The 16,210-nt window shown below is 69.0% G+C and carries 12 protein-coding genes; 2 read left to right on the top strand and 10 right to left on the bottom strand.

The window, feature by feature from the left end:
• Position 1 precedes the first annotated feature (1 nt).
• From AC3FNH_RS09700 to AC3FNH_RS09675, 6 genes are read right to left on the bottom strand one after another with little or no spacing between them, the layout of a single operon-like run.
• Positions 2 to 1,027 carry a chemotaxis response regulator protein-glutamate methylesterase gene (locus AC3FNH_RS09700; RefSeq protein WP_488719887.1) on the bottom strand — a complete coding sequence of 342 codons (1,026 nt, stop codon included), beginning with the start codon at positions 1,025 to 1,027 and terminating at the stop codon, positions 2 to 4.
• A complete protein-coding gene (locus tag AC3FNH_RS09695; RefSeq protein ID WP_488719886.1) occupies positions 1,024 to 3,303 on the bottom strand; it encodes a hybrid sensor histidine kinase/response regulator in 2,280 nt (759 codons plus the stop codon). The genes AC3FNH_RS09700 and AC3FNH_RS09695 overlap by 4 nt, the downstream gene beginning before the upstream one ends.
• Positions 3,300 to 3,989 carry a chemotaxis protein CheW gene (locus AC3FNH_RS09690; RefSeq protein ID WP_488719885.1) on the bottom strand — a complete coding sequence of 230 codons (690 nt, stop codon included), beginning with the start codon at positions 3,987 to 3,989 and terminating at the stop codon, positions 3,300 to 3,302. The genes AC3FNH_RS09695 and AC3FNH_RS09690 overlap by 4 nt, the downstream gene beginning before the upstream one ends.
• 2 nt (positions 3,990 to 3,991) lie before the next feature.
• Positions 3,992 to 5,254 (bottom strand): CheR family methyltransferase, encoded by a 1,263-nt coding sequence (locus AC3FNH_RS09685; protein ID WP_488719884.1) that lies wholly within the window; start codon positions 5,252 to 5,254, stop codon positions 3,992 to 3,994.
• Positions 5,251 to 5,739 carry a chemotaxis protein CheW gene (locus AC3FNH_RS09680; RefSeq protein ID WP_276100970.1) on the bottom strand — a complete coding sequence of 163 codons (489 nt, stop codon included), beginning with the start codon at positions 5,737 to 5,739 and terminating at the stop codon, positions 5,251 to 5,253. The genes AC3FNH_RS09685 and AC3FNH_RS09680 overlap by 4 nt, the downstream gene beginning before the upstream one ends.
• Positions 5,740 to 5,766: 27 nt before the next feature.
• Entirely contained in the window at positions 5,767 to 7,326 is a 1,560-nt protein-coding gene (locus tag AC3FNH_RS09675; protein WP_276103189.1) for a methyl-accepting chemotaxis protein, read from the bottom strand.
• A 317-nt stretch (positions 7,327 to 7,643) separates the two neighbouring features.
• Between AC3FNH_RS09675 and AC3FNH_RS09670 the strand changes: the two genes are divergently transcribed.
• Complete coding sequence (locus AC3FNH_RS09670) at positions 7,644 to 8,972, top strand: putative bifunctional diguanylate cyclase/phosphodiesterase (RefSeq protein WP_276103190.1); 1,329 nt, start codon at positions 7,644 to 7,646, stop codon at positions 8,970 to 8,972.
• A 277-nt stretch (positions 8,973 to 9,249) separates the two neighbouring features.
• Positions 9,250 to 12,420 carry a DUF6600 domain-containing protein gene (locus AC3FNH_RS09665; protein WP_488719883.1) on the top strand — a complete coding sequence of 1,057 codons (3,171 nt, stop codon included), beginning with the start codon at positions 9,250 to 9,252 and terminating at the stop codon, positions 12,418 to 12,420.
• A 75-nt stretch (positions 12,421 to 12,495) separates the two neighbouring features.
• On the opposite strand, the gene AC3FNH_RS09660 is transcribed toward AC3FNH_RS09665, so the two are convergent.
• Genes AC3FNH_RS09660 through AC3FNH_RS09645 form a run of 4 tightly spaced genes read right to left on the bottom strand, consistent with a single transcriptional unit; the run spans position 12,496 to position 16,200 of the window.
• Positions 12,496 to 13,668, bottom strand: a complete 1,173-nt coding sequence (locus tag AC3FNH_RS09660; protein ID WP_488719882.1) for an ABC transporter substrate-binding protein — start codon at positions 13,666 to 13,668, stop codon at positions 12,496 to 12,498.
• A 58-nt stretch (positions 13,669 to 13,726) separates the two neighbouring features.
• Positions 13,727 to 14,434, bottom strand: coding sequence for an ABC transporter ATP-binding protein (locus tag AC3FNH_RS09655; RefSeq protein WP_276100973.1), 708 nt, complete (start codon positions 14,432 to 14,434; stop codon positions 13,727 to 13,729).
• Positions 14,421 to 15,185: an ABC transporter ATP-binding protein gene (locus tag AC3FNH_RS09650; protein ID WP_224079194.1), complete on the bottom strand. Its 765-nt coding sequence runs from the start codon at positions 15,183 to 15,185 to the stop codon at positions 14,421 to 14,423. The genes AC3FNH_RS09655 and AC3FNH_RS09650 overlap by 14 nt, the downstream gene beginning before the upstream one ends.
• Positions 15,178 to 16,200 carry a branched-chain amino acid ABC transporter permease gene (locus AC3FNH_RS09645; RefSeq protein WP_488719881.1) on the bottom strand — a complete coding sequence of 341 codons (1,023 nt, stop codon included), beginning with the start codon at positions 16,198 to 16,200 and terminating at the stop codon, positions 15,178 to 15,180. Before AC3FNH_RS09645 ends, AC3FNH_RS09650 begins: the two co-directional genes overlap by 8 nt.
• Between the last annotated feature and the right edge of the window lie 10 nt (positions 16,201 to 16,210).

The following is a 16,210-nucleotide window of genomic DNA, read 5'->3' as shown; positions in this document are numbered from 1 at the left end:
GTCAGCCCGGTGCGGGCCGCAAGCCGCTGCAGGCCTGCACCAGACGCGGTGCAATGGCCGCGAGCGGCAGGATCTCGGTGGCGGCGCCAATCGCCGCGGCCGCCTTGGGCATGCCATAGACCGCGCTGGTGGCCTGGTCCTGGGCAATGGTCAGGCAGCCATGGCCGCGCATGGCTTTCAGCCCGCTGGCGCCGTCGCGGCCCATGCCGGTCAGCAGCACGCCAATGGCACGTCCGCGCCAGTGCTCCACCACGCTTTCAAAGAACACGTCGATGGAGGGCCGATAAAGATAATCGCTGGGCTGCTCGGTATAGGCCATGCGGCTCGACCCTAGCAGGCGCAGATGGTTGTTGGTACCGGCGATCAGCACCGTGCCGGCCTGCGGCGCTTCGCCGGTGGCGGCCACGCGCACGGGCAGCGCGCACTGGCCATCGAGCCATTCCGCCATGCCGGGCGCAAAGGCTTCGTCGACGTGCTGCACGGCCACGACCGCCGCGCTGAAATCCGCGGGCAGGGCGCCCAGCAGCGTGGCCAGCGCCGCCGGCCCGCCGGCCGAGGCGCCGATCGCCACCAGCCGCGAGGCGGCCGGCTTGCCCTGCACCTCGGCCACGACGGGCCGTGGTGCCGCCCGTCCCGCCACCAGCCGGCCGACATTGCGCATCTTGCGCAGCAGCGGGCCCGCGGTCAGCTTGGCGTCGGATTCGGTCAGCGTGGGCGTGTCCACGGCGTCGATGGCGCCATGTCCCATGGCGTCGAACACCTGGCTGGCATTGCGGCCGAGATCCATGGTGACCACCACGATCGGGCACGGCGTGGCCGCCATGATGCGGCGCGTGGCCTCCACGCCGTCCATGACCGGCATCAGCAGGTCCATCAGGATCAGGTCGGGCGTGTGCGAGGCCGCGAGCTGTACCGCCTGTTCACCGTCGCCGGCGACCCATGCGATTTCAAACGCAGGGTCCAGCGCGATGGCACGGCGCAGTGCGGCCACGGCCAGCGCCGAATCATTGACGATGCCGACTTTCATGGTCTTGCCTCACCGATCAGGTCGTGCACCGCATCGAGCAGCGCAGCGTCATGGAAACTGCCTTTCGCAAGATAGTAATCCGCGCCGGCCTCCAGGCCGCGCTGGCGATCCTGCTCGCGGTCCTTGTACGACACCACCATGACCGGCAACTGCTGCATTCGCGGCTCTTTGCGGATCAGCGTGACAAGCTCGATCCCATCCATGCGCGGCATGTCGATATCGGTGATGACCAGGTCGAAGGGCTCCGCGCGCAGCACGTTCCAGCCGTCCATGCCATCGACCGCGACCGTGACGTCGTAGCCGCGCCCGGCCAGCAGCTTGCGCTCCAGCTCGCGCACGGTGAGGGAATCGTCCACCACAAGCACGCGCTTGCGCCGCACCTGCGCGGCGGCCGTAGCGGCCTGGCGTACGTGCTCGATGCGCCCATCGGTCACGAGCTTCTCGACCGAACGCAGGAGGTCGTCCACGTCGAAGATCAGGACCGGCGTGCCATCGTCGGTCAGCGCGCCCGCGGCGATGTCCTTGATCTTGCCAAGCGCCGGCGCCAGCGGCTGCACCACCAGCAGGCGCTCGCCCAACATGCGGTCCACGGCAATGCCGTAGACGCGCTCCTGTTCGCCGATGATCACGACCGGAATCTCGTCCCCGTCCAGCGGGCGTTCCGGGCGCTGCAGCACCTGCGCGGCACTGACCAGGCCTACCGCGCGCCCGGCGTGGTGGAAATGCTGGTGGCTCTCGGTCTGCGCCACGTCCTGCCGGCCCACCGTGGCGGCGCGCAGCACATGGCCGAGCGGGAATGCGTAGGCTTCGCCGGCGATCTCCACCAGCAAGGCGCGCACCACCGACAGCGTCAGCGGCAGCTCCAGGCGGAACTGCAGCCCGCCACCGGGCGGCTGCGCCAGGCGCAGGTTGCCGCGCACGCGGCGCACCATTTCCTGCACCGCGTCCAGGCCGACACCGCGGCCCGAGACCTCTGAAACGGTTTCGCGCATGCTGAAGCCCGGCAGCAGCAGGAACTCCAGCAGCTCGGCCTGCGACAGCCGCGCGGCAGTGTCCTCGCTGGCCAGGTGCCGCCGCACGATCGCCCGGCGCAGCGCGTCAAGATCCACGCCGGCGCCGTCGTCGCCGATCTCGATCACGAGCCGGCCGGCATTGTGCCGCGCCTGCAGCAGGATGCGCCCTTCGGCAGGCTTGCCACAGGCCAGGCGTACATCGGGCGGCTCGATACCATGATCCACGGCATTGCGCAGCAAGTGCGCCAGTGGCGCGTCCAATGCCTCGAGGATGTCGCGGTCCACCTGCGTGCCGGCGCCGACCAGTTCCAGGTGCACGGCCTTGCCGAGCGAGCGCGCAAGGTCGCGCACCATGCGTGCGTAGCCCGCAAGGCCATCGGATAGCGGCCGCATGCGGCAAGCCAGCGCGGTGTCATAGAGGCGGCGGGCCAGCCGGGCAGTGCGGTGCTCATACTGGTCCAGCTCTTCCTGCCGCTGTGACAGGTCTTGCGCGCCGTCTTCGAGCAACTGCCGGGCATCGGACAAGGCGGCCATGGCGCCGGCATCGGCGCCGCTCCCGGCGAGCGCGTCGCGCAGCGTGTCCAGCGCCTGCAGCGCACGCGCCTGTTGCCGGCGCGCCTGCAGCATGGCCTTGGCGAACGGGCGCAGCCAGTGCGATTCCACCATGGCCTCGCCCGACATGGCCAGCAACTGGTCAAGCGACTCGGCGCCGACGCGCAGCATGCGCTCATGCGATGCCGGGGCAGGGCCCTGGGGCTGCACCGATTGCTCCGGCGGCGCGGGCGTGCCAGGGTCGGCCGTGCTGGCCACGGCGGGAGGTTCCGGGTGGTCCAGCGCAACTGCCGCGGCCGCGCCTTCTCCGCCAGGCAGCGCCTGCAGGCGCTGCACCACGGCGATGATCTCCGCGCGACCCTGGCGGTCCGCCCAGGCGGGGTCGCCATCAGGCGGGTGGCCGATCCGCTGCAGCAGGTCGGTGCCTTGCAGCAGCGCGTCGATATGCTCGGCGCTCAGTGCCATGCCGCCTTGCGCGGCCACCAGGCAATCTTCCATGGCATGCGCCAGGTGCACGCCGCCGTCCAGCCCGACAATGCGCGCCGCGCCCTTGATGGAATGCGCCGCGCGCATGCAGGCGTCGAGCTGGCTGGCGGCAGCAGGGTCGCGTTCCAGCGCGAGCAGGCCTGCATTGAGCACCTCGGCCTGGGATTCGGCCTCGAGCGCGAACAGTTCGAGCAGCGAAGCATCGCGCAACTGGTCGGGGTTCATGCCAGGCTCCGGGTCAGCGCCTGGCGCACCAGCGCGGCGTCAAGCAGGCCGACACTGCGGCCCTGGTCGTCAAACAGCGCCTGGCTGTAACGCGTGGACGCCCGCGTCAGCGTGGCCGGCAGCGGCTGCAGCGCATTGCCGTGCAGGCGGCGCACGCCGCTCACTTCGGCGACCGGCAGGGCGATGGCGCCGCGGCCCTGGCCGAGCACCAGGAAGCGCTGCCCCTGCCGCGGGCCCGCCTTGGCATCGGGCTCCGCTTCCATGCCGAACAGCCTTGCCAGCGACAGGCAGGCCAGCAGGCTGCCGCGCACGCTTGCCAGGCCCAGCACCGCGGCGTCGCGGCGATGCGGGAGCGAATGCACGGGACAGGGCGCGGTGACCTCGCCAACGGCTTCGGTAGGAAGGGCCAGCCATTCCTCGCCGACGCGAAACACCAGGCAGGACAGGCCGGTGCCGGACGGCTCCGCATCCGGCTCGCGGTCTGCCGGCGCATCGGGCAGCCCGGTCATGGCCTGCGCATCGAGCAGGGCCTTGGCGGCCTGGGAATAGGTGGGACAGTTGCGGCAATGGATGTGCGTGTCCAGCAGCGGGCAGCTGCCGTCGCCCCGCACGCCGATGCGGCGCCAGCAGTCGTCGACAGTTGCGTTGACAGGCGCGTTGACGGAAAGAGTCGGATGGTGAGCCATGGCTAGCCGGTACGGGTATGGCGCTGTGCGCGCTGGCGCAGGCGCGCGGCGCCGGCGTGGTCGCCCTCGGATTCGAGCAGCGCGGCCAGATGGTAGAGGGCCTCCTGGTGGCCCGGGTCCAGGTAGATCGCGCGGCGATAGGCGTCACGCGCGCTCGCCGCGCGGCCGCTGGCGTCATGGAGCACGCCAAGCATGCAGCAGGCATCGGCGCTCGGGCCCTGGCTGGCAATCAGCGCTTCGCAGGCCGCGGTAGCCGCTTCCAGCTCGCCGCGATCGGCCAGCGTTGAAATCCTGGCGAGCGCGTCAGCCGGTTCACCGGCTGACGGCTGCGGGCGGTGGTGGCTTGGCCGTGGCGTGCGCATCGCTGGCGCAGCGCGTGCATGAAGCGCGGCCGGCCGGGGCGGCACACTGGCAGTCACCCTTGCGGGCGTGGCACTGCCCTGCATTGGCCATACAGTGCGCGCTTCACCCGGCAGCGGCTTGTGAAACGCAAAGGCCAGCGGTACCCCGGCGGACTGCAAGCCTTGCGCGCTGAGCAGGCTGGCTTCGGCAGGGCCGACGAAGATCATGCCATCGCTCGCAGCCAGCCGCACCAGGGTTTGCACGGCGCGCCGCTGCACGTCGGCATCGAAGTAGATCAGCAGGTTGCGGCAGAAGACGAAGTCATACGGCGCCTCGCCGGCCAGCAGGTCGGGGTCGACGAGGTTGCCCAGCTGCGTCTGCACCAGTTCGCGCACGCGCGCGTCAAGCGCGAAACCACCCGCGCAGGGCTTGAAATAGCGGTCGCGGAAATCCAGCGGCGTGCCGCGGAAGGCATTGCTGCCATAGATCGCGGCGCGCGCGCGTGCCAGGGCGCGTGCGCTGATATCCAGGGCATCGATGCGCAGGCGCGCGGGCGGGATGCCTGCGTCGAGCAGTGCCATGGCGATCGAATAGGGCTCTTCGCCGCTGGCGCAGGGCAGGCTCAGCACACGGAGTTGCCGGGTGGGGTTGCCGGACACGCGCCCGGCCGCAAAGCGCCCAAGTGCGAGCAGCGCCTCGCGGTGCCGGAAGAACCATGTCTCGGGGACGACCACGGCTTCGATCAGCGCCTGGAACTCGTCCGGGTGGCTGTGCAGCAGGTTCCAGTAAGCCGCTACATCGTGCGCTTGCAAGGCGGCCTGGCGCTCGCGCAGCGCGCGTTCGAGCGCGCCGGGGCCAATCGATCTCGCATCCAGCCCGATGCGCGCCTTCAGCAATGCCTCGATATGGGTTGCCGTGCTCATGGCAAATACGCCGGGCAAGCGTCACGCGCGGCGTCGAACAGCATGGCGTGGACGTCGTCGGGCAGCAGCGCGTGGACCCGCACCCATTGCACCAGGCCACGCTGCTCGTCATGGCGCACAGGGCCCAGGTAGCGGGCGGTGCCGGCATGGATGCCAGCATCGACGAACGACTCCGGCGCACAGCGCAGGGTCTCGGTGGCATGCTCCAGACGCAGCCCGAGCAGGCGCGGCGCATCGCCTTCGCGGCGCCGGTAATCGACCAGCACGGTGCGCGTGCTGGTGCGCTGCGCCGAGGCGGCGCCCGTGGCAAGCGCGCATAGGTCGATCACCGGCACCGGCTGCCCGCGCCGCGACAGCACGCCGGCCACCCATGCGGGGGTGCCGGGAATCTGCTTAAGCGCGGTCAGCGGCAGGACCTCGGCCACTTCGGTGGCATCGAGCGCATAGTGGTCATTGCCGAGCCGGAACAGCAGGAACAGCTTCATCGGCGCACGGCCTCCCGCCCCACGACGCTATACCTTGAAGCGCGAGACGCCGCTGCGCAGCTCATTGGCCACCAGCGTCAGCTCGTCGATGGCCAGGCTCGACTGGCGCAGCGACTCGACGGTCTGCTGGGCGGCTTCGGACAGCTGCATCAGCGCCTGGTTGATCTGCTCGGCGCCGCCGGCCTGCGCCTGCATGCCTTCGTTGACCATCTGCACGCGCGGCGCGAGCGACTGCACCTGCCCGATGATCTGCGACAGCTGGTCGCCCACCTGGGTCACGTCGGACATGCCGCGGCGCACCTCTTCCGAGAACTTGTCCATGCCCATCACGCCGGCGGCCACTGCGGACTGGATCTCGCGCACCATCTGTTCGATGTCGTAGGTGGCGACCGCGGTCTGGTCGGCCAGGCGGCGGATCTCGGTGGCCACCACCGAGAAGCCGCGGCCGTATTCGCCGGCCTTCTCGGCCTCGATCGCGGCATTGAGCGACAGCAGGTTGGTCTGGTCCGCCACCTTGGCGATGGTGGTGACCACCTGGTTGATATTGCCGGCCCGTTCGTTGAGCGTGGCGAGCTTGGCATTGACCGAGCCGGCCGCGTCCATCACGTGCTGCATGGTGGCTTCCATGCGCGACAGCCCGACCTGGCCCGTGCCCGCGAGCCCGGCGGCCTGCTCGGCCGCGTTCGAGACTTCATTGATGGTGCGGACCAGGTCGCGCGCGGTGGCGGAAATCTCGCGCGACGTGGCGCCGATCTGCGTCGTGGTGGCGGCGGTCTCGGTGGCGGTGGCCTGCTGCTGCCGCGCGGTCGCGGCAATCTCGTTGACCGAGGTGGTGACCTGGATCGCGGAGCGCTGCGCCTGGCCGACCAGCGAGGTCAGCTCGCCCGTCATTTGGTTGAAGCCTTCCTCGACGTCCTGGAACTCGTCGCCGCGCTTCAGCGCCATGCGCAGGCGCAGGTCGCCGCCGCGGATGCCGGCCAGGAGGCCGACAATGGAGCGCATCGGCACGGTAATCGCGCGCAAGAGCAGATAGCCGCAGATGGCCGCTACCGCGACCGCCACGAGCAGGGCCACCTCGATGCCTACCTTGGCCGAGCCGACCGCGTCGTTGATGCCGCGCGCCGCGCGCTCGTTGACGGCATTGTTGTCGTCCACCATGCTCTGCGCGAGCTTGCGCACCTCCGCCCATGCGTGGTTGGCGTCGCCGCGCAGCAGCGCTTCCGCGGCCTCGTTGCCCTTCCAGCTTGCCGGCTCCAGCAGCGGCAGCGCCACCTGCTCAAACCTGGCCTTGGCCGCCTTGTACTGGCCGAAGTTGGCGCGGTCATTGTCGCGGGTGATGGTGGTCTCGTACTGCTGCTCGAACCGGTCCAGCCGCTGGCGGACATCGGCGACTTGCTTCTGGTAGGCCTGGCGCTGGGAGTCGCTGGTGGCCTTGACGGTTTCCCAGGCCAGCACATAGATCTCGCCCCAGGCGCCGCGGATGCTGGTGCTGTGGTCGAGGCCCGGCAGGGCGTCCTTGAGCATCAGGGTGGTTTCCCGCTCGATCGACGACAGCCGGTTGTAGGCCACAACCCCCATCAGTGCCATGACCAGCAGGATGAAGGTAAAGCTTGCCAGGATGCGATTGCGGATGGTCCAGTGGTTCAAGGCTCGGTTCCCGTTTTCGTTCTTCTTCAGCGGCAGCCGCCGCGCCCGACGCCGGGCCGGCTGTGCGGCGATGCGCGGTAGGGTACTGTAACGCCGGGGCGGTTTCAACGTTGCGCGCCGCTCAGGGGGCGGGCGTTGCTACGCCGCATTGGCGCGCGGGCTGGAATGCCTGAAGCGCTTGCTTTTTTCATGGTTTTCGTCACACTTCCAGAATCGCAGATCTGGTAACAATGTCGATAATTGCAAAAGAGGCAGGGATGGTGGCCAAGTCGGGGGCGAAAGCGGCTGGCGCTTCGCCAGACGGGGAGACCGATCCGCTGACCGGGGTCGGGAATCGCGGGGGATTCCTAAAGCGGCTGGAGGCGCGCCTGCATAGCGAGGCCGTGCCCCGTTGCGCGCTGCTGCTGATCGGCATCGACGATTTCCGCGCCTTCAATGATATGCATGGCCATGCCGAGGGCGATCTGATCCTGCAGGGCGTGGCACGCCGGCTGCGCGACGCATCGCCGCGCGATGCCGTGATCGGCCGCATCGGCAGCGACGAGTTTTCGGTGCTGCTGCCTTCCATTTCGGACCCGACCCTGGTGCGGCACGTCGGCGCCGCCATTCTTTCCATGCTGTCCGCCCCGCACGAGTACAGCGGGCGCCGCCACCACGTGCTCGCCAGCATCGGCGCCTGCGTGCTGCCGGCTGCCGGCGATCTCGCGTCGGACGCGCTCGCGGCGGCCAGCCTGGCGCTGGCCCGCGCCAAGCACGATGGCGGGCGCACCATCCGGTTTTTCAAGCCGCAGATGCGGCAGGACGTGACCACGCGGCTGTCGCTGGTCCAGGCGCTGCACGAGGCGTACGCGCAGCGCCAGTTCGAACTGCATTACCAGCCCCAGGTCGACCTGCGCGATGGCCGCATCCTGGGGGCCGAGGCGCTGCTGCGCTGGCGCCATCCGACGCGTGGCCTGCTCGCGCCGGCCAGCTTCATCGATGCGCTGGCGTCCAGCAGCGTGGCCAGCGACGTAGGCATGTGGCTGCTGCAGACCGCCTGCGCGCAAGCGCGGGCGTGGGCGCTGACATTGCCGCAGGCACCGCGCGTGGCCATCAACCTGTTCGCGGCGCAGCTGGCCGAAAGCCGCCTGGTGACCGAGGTGCGCCACGTATTGCGCGCCCTGGAGCTGCCGCCGACCAGCCTGGAGATCGAGATCACCGAGACCATCGCCCTGCAGCAGGGCGACGAGGTGTCCGACCAGCTCCAGGCGCTGCGGCGCGACGGCGTGACCCTGACCTGCGACGATTTCGGCACGGGCTACGCCTCGCTGAGCTTCCTCAAGTCGTTCCCGGTGGACCGGCTGAAGATCGACCAGTCCTTCGTGCGTAACGTGACTCAGGACCCGGTGGATGCCGCCATCGTCCGCTCCGTCATCAACGTCGGGCAAAGCCTGCAGATCGACGTCGTGGCCGAAGGCGTCGAAACGGTGGAGCAGCGCGACTTCCTGCTGGCCAACGGCTGCTGGGAGGCGCAGGGATACCTTTACGGCCGCCCGATGCCTGCGGAGCGCCTTTCCGAGCACTTGCGCAATCAGGAAACCCGCTGATCCATTTCCTTTCGCCTGCGGCGCGTCCCCGGGGACAGGCCACGGAGTTGTATCCAGCTTTCACCGCCTCTGGCCGGCTCCCGGCAGGATGCACGCGCGCCATCCGCGCCAGTGGCGCCTGTTGAGGCGGTGCGGGGCCGATTGCGCTGCGGCGCGGCGAAATACCCGCTTACAAAGTCCTGTGCGCTACCGGTGCCGGTGCGCGTTGGTTGGGATATCTACACTGATAACAGGATGGTCCCGCGTGACTGGGGCCCTTCAACCATCATTTCCAGCCATGCCTCCTTTCCCTAGATTCGATGGCGCCGACCGCGGCACTGCCCGCGTGCCGGCAACCGGCCGGCTGCGCCTGCTTGCGGTGGCGGCCGGACTCGCCCTGGCGCTCGTGCAATGGCCCGCGCAGGCCCAGCCATCGCCGCTGGGCGATCCCACCGCGCAAGTCGGGCAGACGGATCCTTCGTCGCGCATCGCGACCCTGACAGACGTTCAAGGCAACCTCAGCTTCGCGCCTGCCGGATCCGACGACTGGGCCGCGGCCAGGCAGAACCGTCCAATCACAACAGGCGACCGCCTGTGGGTGGACAACGGCGGACGGGCTGAACTGCACGCCGGTTCCACGGCCATCCGCCTGGGCGGTGCGACCGCCGCCAGCGTACTGAACCTCGATGACAACGCCACCCAGGTCAAGCTGACGCAAGGCACGCTGCAGCTGCGGGTGCGGGCGCTGCCGCCCGACCAGTCGGTCGAGGTCGATACGCCCAACCTGGCCTTCGTGCCGCGCGAGCCGGGTGATTACAGGCTGGACGTAGCGCCCGACGGCAGCACCACCACCGTGACGATGCGGCATGGCCGCGCCGTCATCTATGGCGACAACCGCTCGCTGGAAATGCGGCGCGGCGAGCAGATGAGCTTTGCCGGCACCGACCTGGCCGATGCGGGTTCGGGCGGTATTCCGCCGGGCGATGCCTTTGACCGCTGGACCGCCGCGCGCGATGCGCGCGAGGACGCCTCGCGCTCGGCGCGTTATGTGCCGCGAGAGATGACTGGCTACGCCGCGCTGGATGACTACGGCGACTGGCAGGAAGACCCCGGCTATGGGGCGATCTGGTTCCCGCGCGTGGTGGACACCGGCTGGGCGCCGTACAGCACGGGCCACTGGGCCTGGATCGCGCCGTGGGGCTGGACCTGGGTTGACGACGAGCCGTGGGGGTTCGCGCCGTTCCACTATGGCCGCTGGGCGCATATCGGCAACCGCTGGGGCTGGGTGCCGGGCCCGTATGTGCCGCGGCCGTGCTATGCGCCGGCCTTGGTCGCCTTCGTCGGCGCAAGCGGCCCCAACTGGAGCGTGAGCATTGGCGGCGGGCCCGGTGTCGCCTGGTACCCGCTTGGTCCGCGCGATGTGTACCGCCCGGTCTACCGGGCCAGCCCGGCGTACATTACGCAGATCAACCAGGTGACGGTCAACAACGTCACGATCAATGAACGGCTCCGCGGCGAGCCGCGCTTTAACCGCGATGTGCCGGGCGCCATCACGGGAATGCCGGCGCGCAATTTTGTCGAGGGCCGGCCCGTGCCGCGCGACATGCATCGCGCGGAATGGCGCAATCTGCCGGCTGGCGAAGCCAGGGGGGCGCCGCCCGTGGCGCCGGTCAAGAGCAGCCTGCTTGGTGCCGCCCCGGTCCATCAGCTGCCGCCGCAGGCGCGGCAGGGGTTTGAACGGGAGGCAATCGCTGCGCGCGCGCCTGGCCGCCCGGCGCAGGATGAACTCGCCCGGCGTTTTGCCCGCGAGGGCGGCGTTGTGCCCGGAGCCGGCCCGGCATGGCGCGGCGGCGACATGCGGTCAAGGCACCCCAACGCGCCGGCCGTACCCGAGGTGCGCATGAGCCAGGCGGCAATGGCAGCTCCTGGACGCGTGCCGCAGGGCCCCGAAGGCCGCGGGCCGGGCACGCGGCCGGACCAGGCACGAGGCATGGCGCAGGCGCCGGATGCGCAGCGGCAGGGGCAGGAGATGCAACGCCAGCAACAGGCGATGCAGCGCCAGCAGATGGATCAGCAGCGGCAGATGCTGGAACAACAACGCCAGCAACAGCCGGGTCACGCCGACGGCCGGGGCCTGAGCACGCGACCAGACCAGGCGCATGGCATGGCGCAGGCGCCGGATGCGCAGCGGCAGGGGCAGGAGATGCAACGCGAGCAACAGGCAATGCAGCGCCAGCAGATGGATCAGCAGCGGCAGATGCAGGAACAACAACGACTGCAACAGGCCGGTCACGCCGATGGCCGGGGCCTGAGCACGCGACCTGACCAGGCGCGTGGCATGGCGCAGGCGCCGGATGCGCAGCGGCAGGGGCAGGAGATACAACGCCAGCAGATGGAACAGCAGCGTGCCGCGCAGGATCAGCAGCGCGCCATGCAGGAGCAGCAGCACCAGCAGCAGTCCGCGCAACGCCAGCAGATGGAACAGCAGCGTGCCGCGCAGGATCAGCAGCGCGCCATGCAGGAGCAGCAGCACCAGCAGCAGTCCGCGCAACGCCAGCAGATGGAACAGCAGCGTGCCGCGCAGGATCAGCAGCGCGCCATGCAGGAGCAGCAGCGCCAGCAGCAGTCCGCGCAACGCCAGCAGATGGAGCAGCAGCGTGCCGCGCAGGATCAGCAGCGCGCCATGCAGGAGCAGCAGCGCCAGCAGCAGTCCGCGCAACGCCAGCAGATGGAGCAGCAGCGTGCCGCGCAGGATCAGCAGCGCGCCATGCAGGAGCAGCAGCGCCAGCAGCAGTCCGCGCAACGCCAGCAGATGGAGCAGCAGCGTGCCGCGCAGGATCAGCAGCGCGCCATGCAGGAGCAACAGCGCCAGCAGCAGTCCGCGCAACGCCAGCAAATGGAGCAGCAGCGTGCCGCGCAGGAACAGCAGCGCGCCATGCAGGAGCAGCAGCGCCAGCAGCAGGCCGCGCAACGCCAGCAGATGGAGCAGCAGCGTGCTGCGCAGGAACAGCAGCGCGCGATGCAGGAGCAGCAGCGCCAGCAGCAGGCCGCACAGCGCCAGCAGATGGAGCAGCAGCGTGCCGCCCAGGAACAGCAGCGCGCGATGCAGGAGCAGCAGCGCCAGCAGCAGGCCGCACAGCGCCAGCAGATGGAGCAGCAGCGTGCCGCCCAGGAACAGCAGCGCGCGATGCAGGAGCAGCAGCGCCAGCAGCAGGCCGCACAGCGCCAGCAGATGGAGCAACAGCGTGCCGCGCAGGAACAGCAGCGCGCGATGCAGGAACAGCAGCGTGCCATGCAGGAGCAGCAGCGCCATCAGCAGGACCAGCAGCGGCAGATGCAGGAACGCCAGCGGCAACAGCAGCAACAGCAACAGCAGCAGATGGACCAGCAGCGCCAGCAGCAGCGCGCGCAACAGGATCGCGGGCACATGGAGGCCCGCAACGGCCAGCGGGACGGCGACGGCCGCTAGCCGGTCCGCAACCGGGCAAAGCAACACGGGCCGTCAGGGTGTCCCCTGACGGCCCGTGTTGCTATGTCCGCCGGCTTACTTGGCCAGTTCCGACAGGCGGACCGGCGAGATCTTGCCGTTCTGCACCCAGCCTACCACGGTGTCGGCGACTGAACCGCCCTTGGCATCGATGCCTTCCACCTCGTTCGGGTTGGCGTCCTTCGGCAGCGCCTTGACGGCATCCGGCATCTTCGCGCGGATCGCCGCGGCATCGCTGGTGGTGCCGGCCAGCTTCATCGCACCGGCCAGCGCATACACCATGGTGTAGTTCAGCGACATCTCGGTCGTGGCATCGCGCCCGTCGTGCAGCTTCTTGTACCTGGCATTGAAGCTCTGCGCGGCCGGGCGGCCGTCGTTGACCAGCGGCAGCACGCCGATCGAGCCTTCCAGCATGGCCAGGCCGTTGGTGACCTTGGCCATCTCGTCCATCTTGGCCTGGTCCATGACGATGAAGCCGCCCTTGAAGCCGAGCTCGCGCGCCTGCTTGACTACCAGCGCGGTCGGCTCGGACGGGCCGCCGATGAACATCACGTCGGGCTTGTCGGTGATGGCGCGCGACACGCCGCTGTAGAAGTCGGTGGCCTTGGTATAGGACATCGGGTTGTTGCCGACGACCTTGCCGCCCGCGCCTTCCCAGGCCGGGACGAAGGCCTGCACCCAGGCCTTGGCGTAGTCGTGGTCGGCCGGCGCCAGCGCCACGTTCTTGCCGTAGCGCTTCATCTGCGCCTTGACGAAGGGCTCGATGTAGCCGGTGTAGGCGGGCGGGATGCGGATGGTCAGCTTGTTGCCGGCATCGGTGATGCGCGGCACGCTCGAATAGGCCATGACCAGGAACTTCTCCTGCTCGTTGAAGGCCTGCAGCGCGAAGATGCCGCCCGAGTGCGGCACGAACACGGCGGTGGTCTTGTGCTGCTGCACCAGGCGGCGCGCGTTGATCGCGGCCTCGGCGGGCGAGTACTTGTCATCGAGCGCCACGACTTCGAGCTTCACCTTCTTGCCCTTGACCTCGAGGCCCGCGGCGTTGATCTCGTCCACGGCCATCTGCACGCCCGACAACACGTTCTTGCCATACAGCGCGGCGCCGCCCGACAGCGGGCCGGTGTAGCCGATCTTGACGACCTCCTGGGCCAGTGCCGCGCCCGAGGCCAGCATGGCGGCGACGGCGGTGGCCGCGAGCGGGAAGAGTCGGCGGAAGGTGTTGCTCTGCATGTCTGTCTCCTTTATGGATGCCTACTGCGCTGGTCCAGCTTGATAGAAGCGCGGCTTCCTAGCCGCCGATATATGCCTTGCGAATGCCCTCGTCCTTCAACAGCGAATCGCGGTCCCCCTCCATCACGATGCGCCCGCTTTCGATCACATAGGCCCGATGCGCGATGCCCAGCGCCGCATAGGCATTCTGTTCCGCCAGCAGCACCGTGGTGCCGGCGCGGTTGATGCGCTGGATGATTTCGAACATCTGCTTGACCACCAGCGGCGCCAGGCCCAGCGAAGGCTCGTCGAGCAGCAGCGCTCGCGGACGGCTCATCAGCGCGCGGCCGAGCGCGACCATCTGCTGCTGACCGCCGGACAGCGAACCCGCGGGGTCGTCCTGCTTCTGGCGCAGGATCGGGAACATCTCGTACACCTCTTCGAGCGTCTTGCGCATGCCGGCGGCATCGCGGCGATGCACGTAGGCGCCGAGCGTCAGGTTCTTCTCCACGCTCATGGCCGGGAACAGCTTGCGGCCTTCCGGGCAATGCACGAGCCCCGCCTGCACGATCTGCGACGGCTTCATGCCCGACAGCTCGCGGCCGTCGAAGCGCATGCTGCCGCTGCTGATGCGGTGGATCGCGCTCAGCGCCAGGAAGATCGAGCTCTTGCCGGCACCGTTGGCGCCGAGCAGCACCACCAGCTCGCCGGCGCCTGCATGCAGGGTGATGTTGTCCAGGGCGCGGAAGCTGCCGTACGACAGCGAGACGCGTTCAAGCTGCAACATGGTCGGCTCCCAGGTAGGCTTCGATGACATGCGGATCCTGCTGGATCTGCGCGGGCGTGCCCTCGGCAATCTTCTCGCCGTAGTTCAGCACCATGATCTTGTCGGCCAGGCGCATGATCATGTCCATCTTGTGTTCGATCAGGCAGACCGTCTTGCCGTGGCGGACCATCTTGCGGATCAGTTCGGCCAGGCCCACGGTTTCCTCCGGATTGACGCCGCCGGCCGGTTCGTCGAGCAGCAGCAGTTCGGGGTCGGTGGCCAGCGCCAGTGCAAAGGCCACGCGCTTGCGCGCTTCCTGCGTGATGTCGGCGGCGATCTCGTGGGCCAGGTGCGTGAGGCCTACGAAGTCGAGCGCCGCTTCCGCCTTCTCTCGGCACAGCCGCTCCTCCTCGCGCAGGCGGCGCGTGTTGAACAGCACGTCGCCAAGGCCTGAGCGCGTGCGCAGGCGGTGGCCGACGATCAGGTTGTCCAGCACTGTGGCGCGGTCGAACAGCGCGGTCGCCTGGAACGTGCGCGCCACGCCGAGCCGCGCGATCTGGTCGGCGCGCAGGCCGGCCACGTCCTGCCCCTTGAACAGGACCTGGCCCGAACTCGGCGCATGCGTGCCGGCGATCAGGTTGAAGAAGGTGGTCTTGCCGGCCCCGTTGGGGCCGATGATGGCGTTGATATGTCCCTGCTCGAAGGTCACGGACACATCGTTGACCGCGGTCAGGCCGCCGAATTTCTTGGTCAGGTTGCGGATCTCAAGCACGGTCGGCTCCGGCGGGGGTGGCTACGGGGGAGGCAGCGGGGGAGGCAGGCTGGCGGTTGCCGCGGCGCGCGGCCGCGGCCTTGCGCGCCTGCTTCTTCAGCCAGGAGCCGACGATTCCGTCCGGGAAGAAGATGATCAGCAGGATCAGCACCGGGCCGAACACCAGCATGCGGTAGTCCTGCAGGAACTGCAGCGTCTGCGTGACCCACGGCACCAGCACCGCGCCCAGCAGCGGCCCGAACAGCGTGCCGGTGCCGCCGACCAGCATTGCCATCACCATGTCGAAGGTCAGGTCGGTGCGCGCGATATCGGGGCCGAGGAAGCGCACCTGGCCCGCGTAGAGCGCGCCCGCGAAGCCGGCGTAGCCGACCGACAGCACGAACGACAGCACCTTGGTGCGCATCAGGTTGATGCCGAGCGCCTCGGCCAGCGCGTCGCTGTTGCGCACGGCCATGAAGCTGCGGCCCAGCAGCGAGGTGACGATGCGGTGCATCAGGAAGGTGCCGGTTACCAGGAAGGCCAGCACCAGGTAGTACTGCGCCGGCACGCTGTCGAACGTGACGGGGCCGATCGCCGCCGGCACCGGGATGCCGATCAGGCCCACCGTGCCGTGCGTCAGGCTTTCCCACTTCTCGATCAGCAGATAGATGATGTAGCCGATGCACATCGTGAAGATAGAGAAGTAGTGTCCCTTCAGTCGCAGCGATACCAGGCCCACCACATAGCCGACCGCCATGCTGACCACGCCCGACAGCGCGAAAGCCAGCCAGAACGGCACCTGGTGGTCGACCGTCAGGATGCCCAGCGTGTAGGCGCCGATGGCCATGAAGCCGCCATGCGCGAGATTGAGCTGGCCGGTGTAGCCGGTGATCAGGTTCAGCCCGAGCGTGGCGATGGCGTAGATGAAGGCCAGCGTCATCACGGTCAGGTAGTAGCTGTTGGGCGCGATCAGGGGGAACGCAATCGCCAGCGCCAGCAGCAGGGTCCAGCCGGTCTTTCCTTGCAGTGCTTTCATGGTCGTATTC

The organism is Cupriavidus sp. 22TCCZM01-5 (assembly GCF_057798915.1).
The sequence above is the reverse complement of the archived record's forward strand: the minus strand, read 5'-3'. Positions and strand labels throughout refer to the sequence as shown.

What these genes read in the sequence shown, in the direction of transcription:
- AC3FNH_RS09700 (WP_488719887.1), bottom strand. Translation starts at nt 1,027, where the DNA reads ATGAAAGTCGGCATCGTCAATGATTCGGCGCTGGCCGTGGCCGCACTG.
- AC3FNH_RS09695 (WP_488719886.1), bottom strand. Translation starts at nt 3,303, where the DNA reads ATGAACCCCGACCAGTTGCGCGATGCTTCGCTGCTCGAACTGTTCGCG.
- AC3FNH_RS09690 (WP_488719885.1), bottom strand. Translation starts at nt 3,989, where the DNA reads ATGGCTCACCATCCGACTCTTTCCGTCAACGCGCCTGTCAACGCAACT.
- AC3FNH_RS09685 (WP_488719884.1), bottom strand. Translation starts at nt 5,254, where the DNA reads ATGAGCACGGCAACCCATATCGAGGCATTGCTGAAGGCGCGCATCGGG.
- AC3FNH_RS09680 (WP_276100970.1), bottom strand. Translation starts at nt 5,739, where the DNA reads ATGAAGCTGTTCCTGCTGTTCCGGCTCGGCAATGACCACTATGCGCTC.
- AC3FNH_RS09675 (WP_276103189.1), bottom strand. Translation starts at nt 7,326, where the DNA reads ATGGCACTGATGGGGGTTGTGGCCTACAACCGGCTGTCGTCGATCGAG.
- AC3FNH_RS09670 (WP_276103190.1), top strand. Translation starts at nt 7,644, where the DNA reads ATGGTGGCCAAGTCGGGGGCGAAAGCGGCTGGCGCTTCGCCAGACGGG.
- AC3FNH_RS09665 (WP_488719883.1), top strand. Translation starts at nt 9,250, where the DNA reads ATGCCTCCTTTCCCTAGATTCGATGGCGCCGACCGCGGCACTGCCCGC.
- AC3FNH_RS09660 (WP_488719882.1), bottom strand. Translation starts at nt 13,668, where the DNA reads ATGCAGAGCAACACCTTCCGCCGACTCTTCCCGCTCGCGGCCACCGCC.
- AC3FNH_RS09655 (WP_276100973.1), bottom strand. Translation starts at nt 14,434, where the DNA reads ATGTTGCAGCTTGAACGCGTCTCGCTGTCGTACGGCAGCTTCCGCGCC.
- AC3FNH_RS09645 (WP_488719881.1), bottom strand. Translation starts at nt 16,200, where the DNA reads ATGAAAGCACTGCAAGGAAAGACCGGCTGGACCCTGCTGCTGGCGCTG.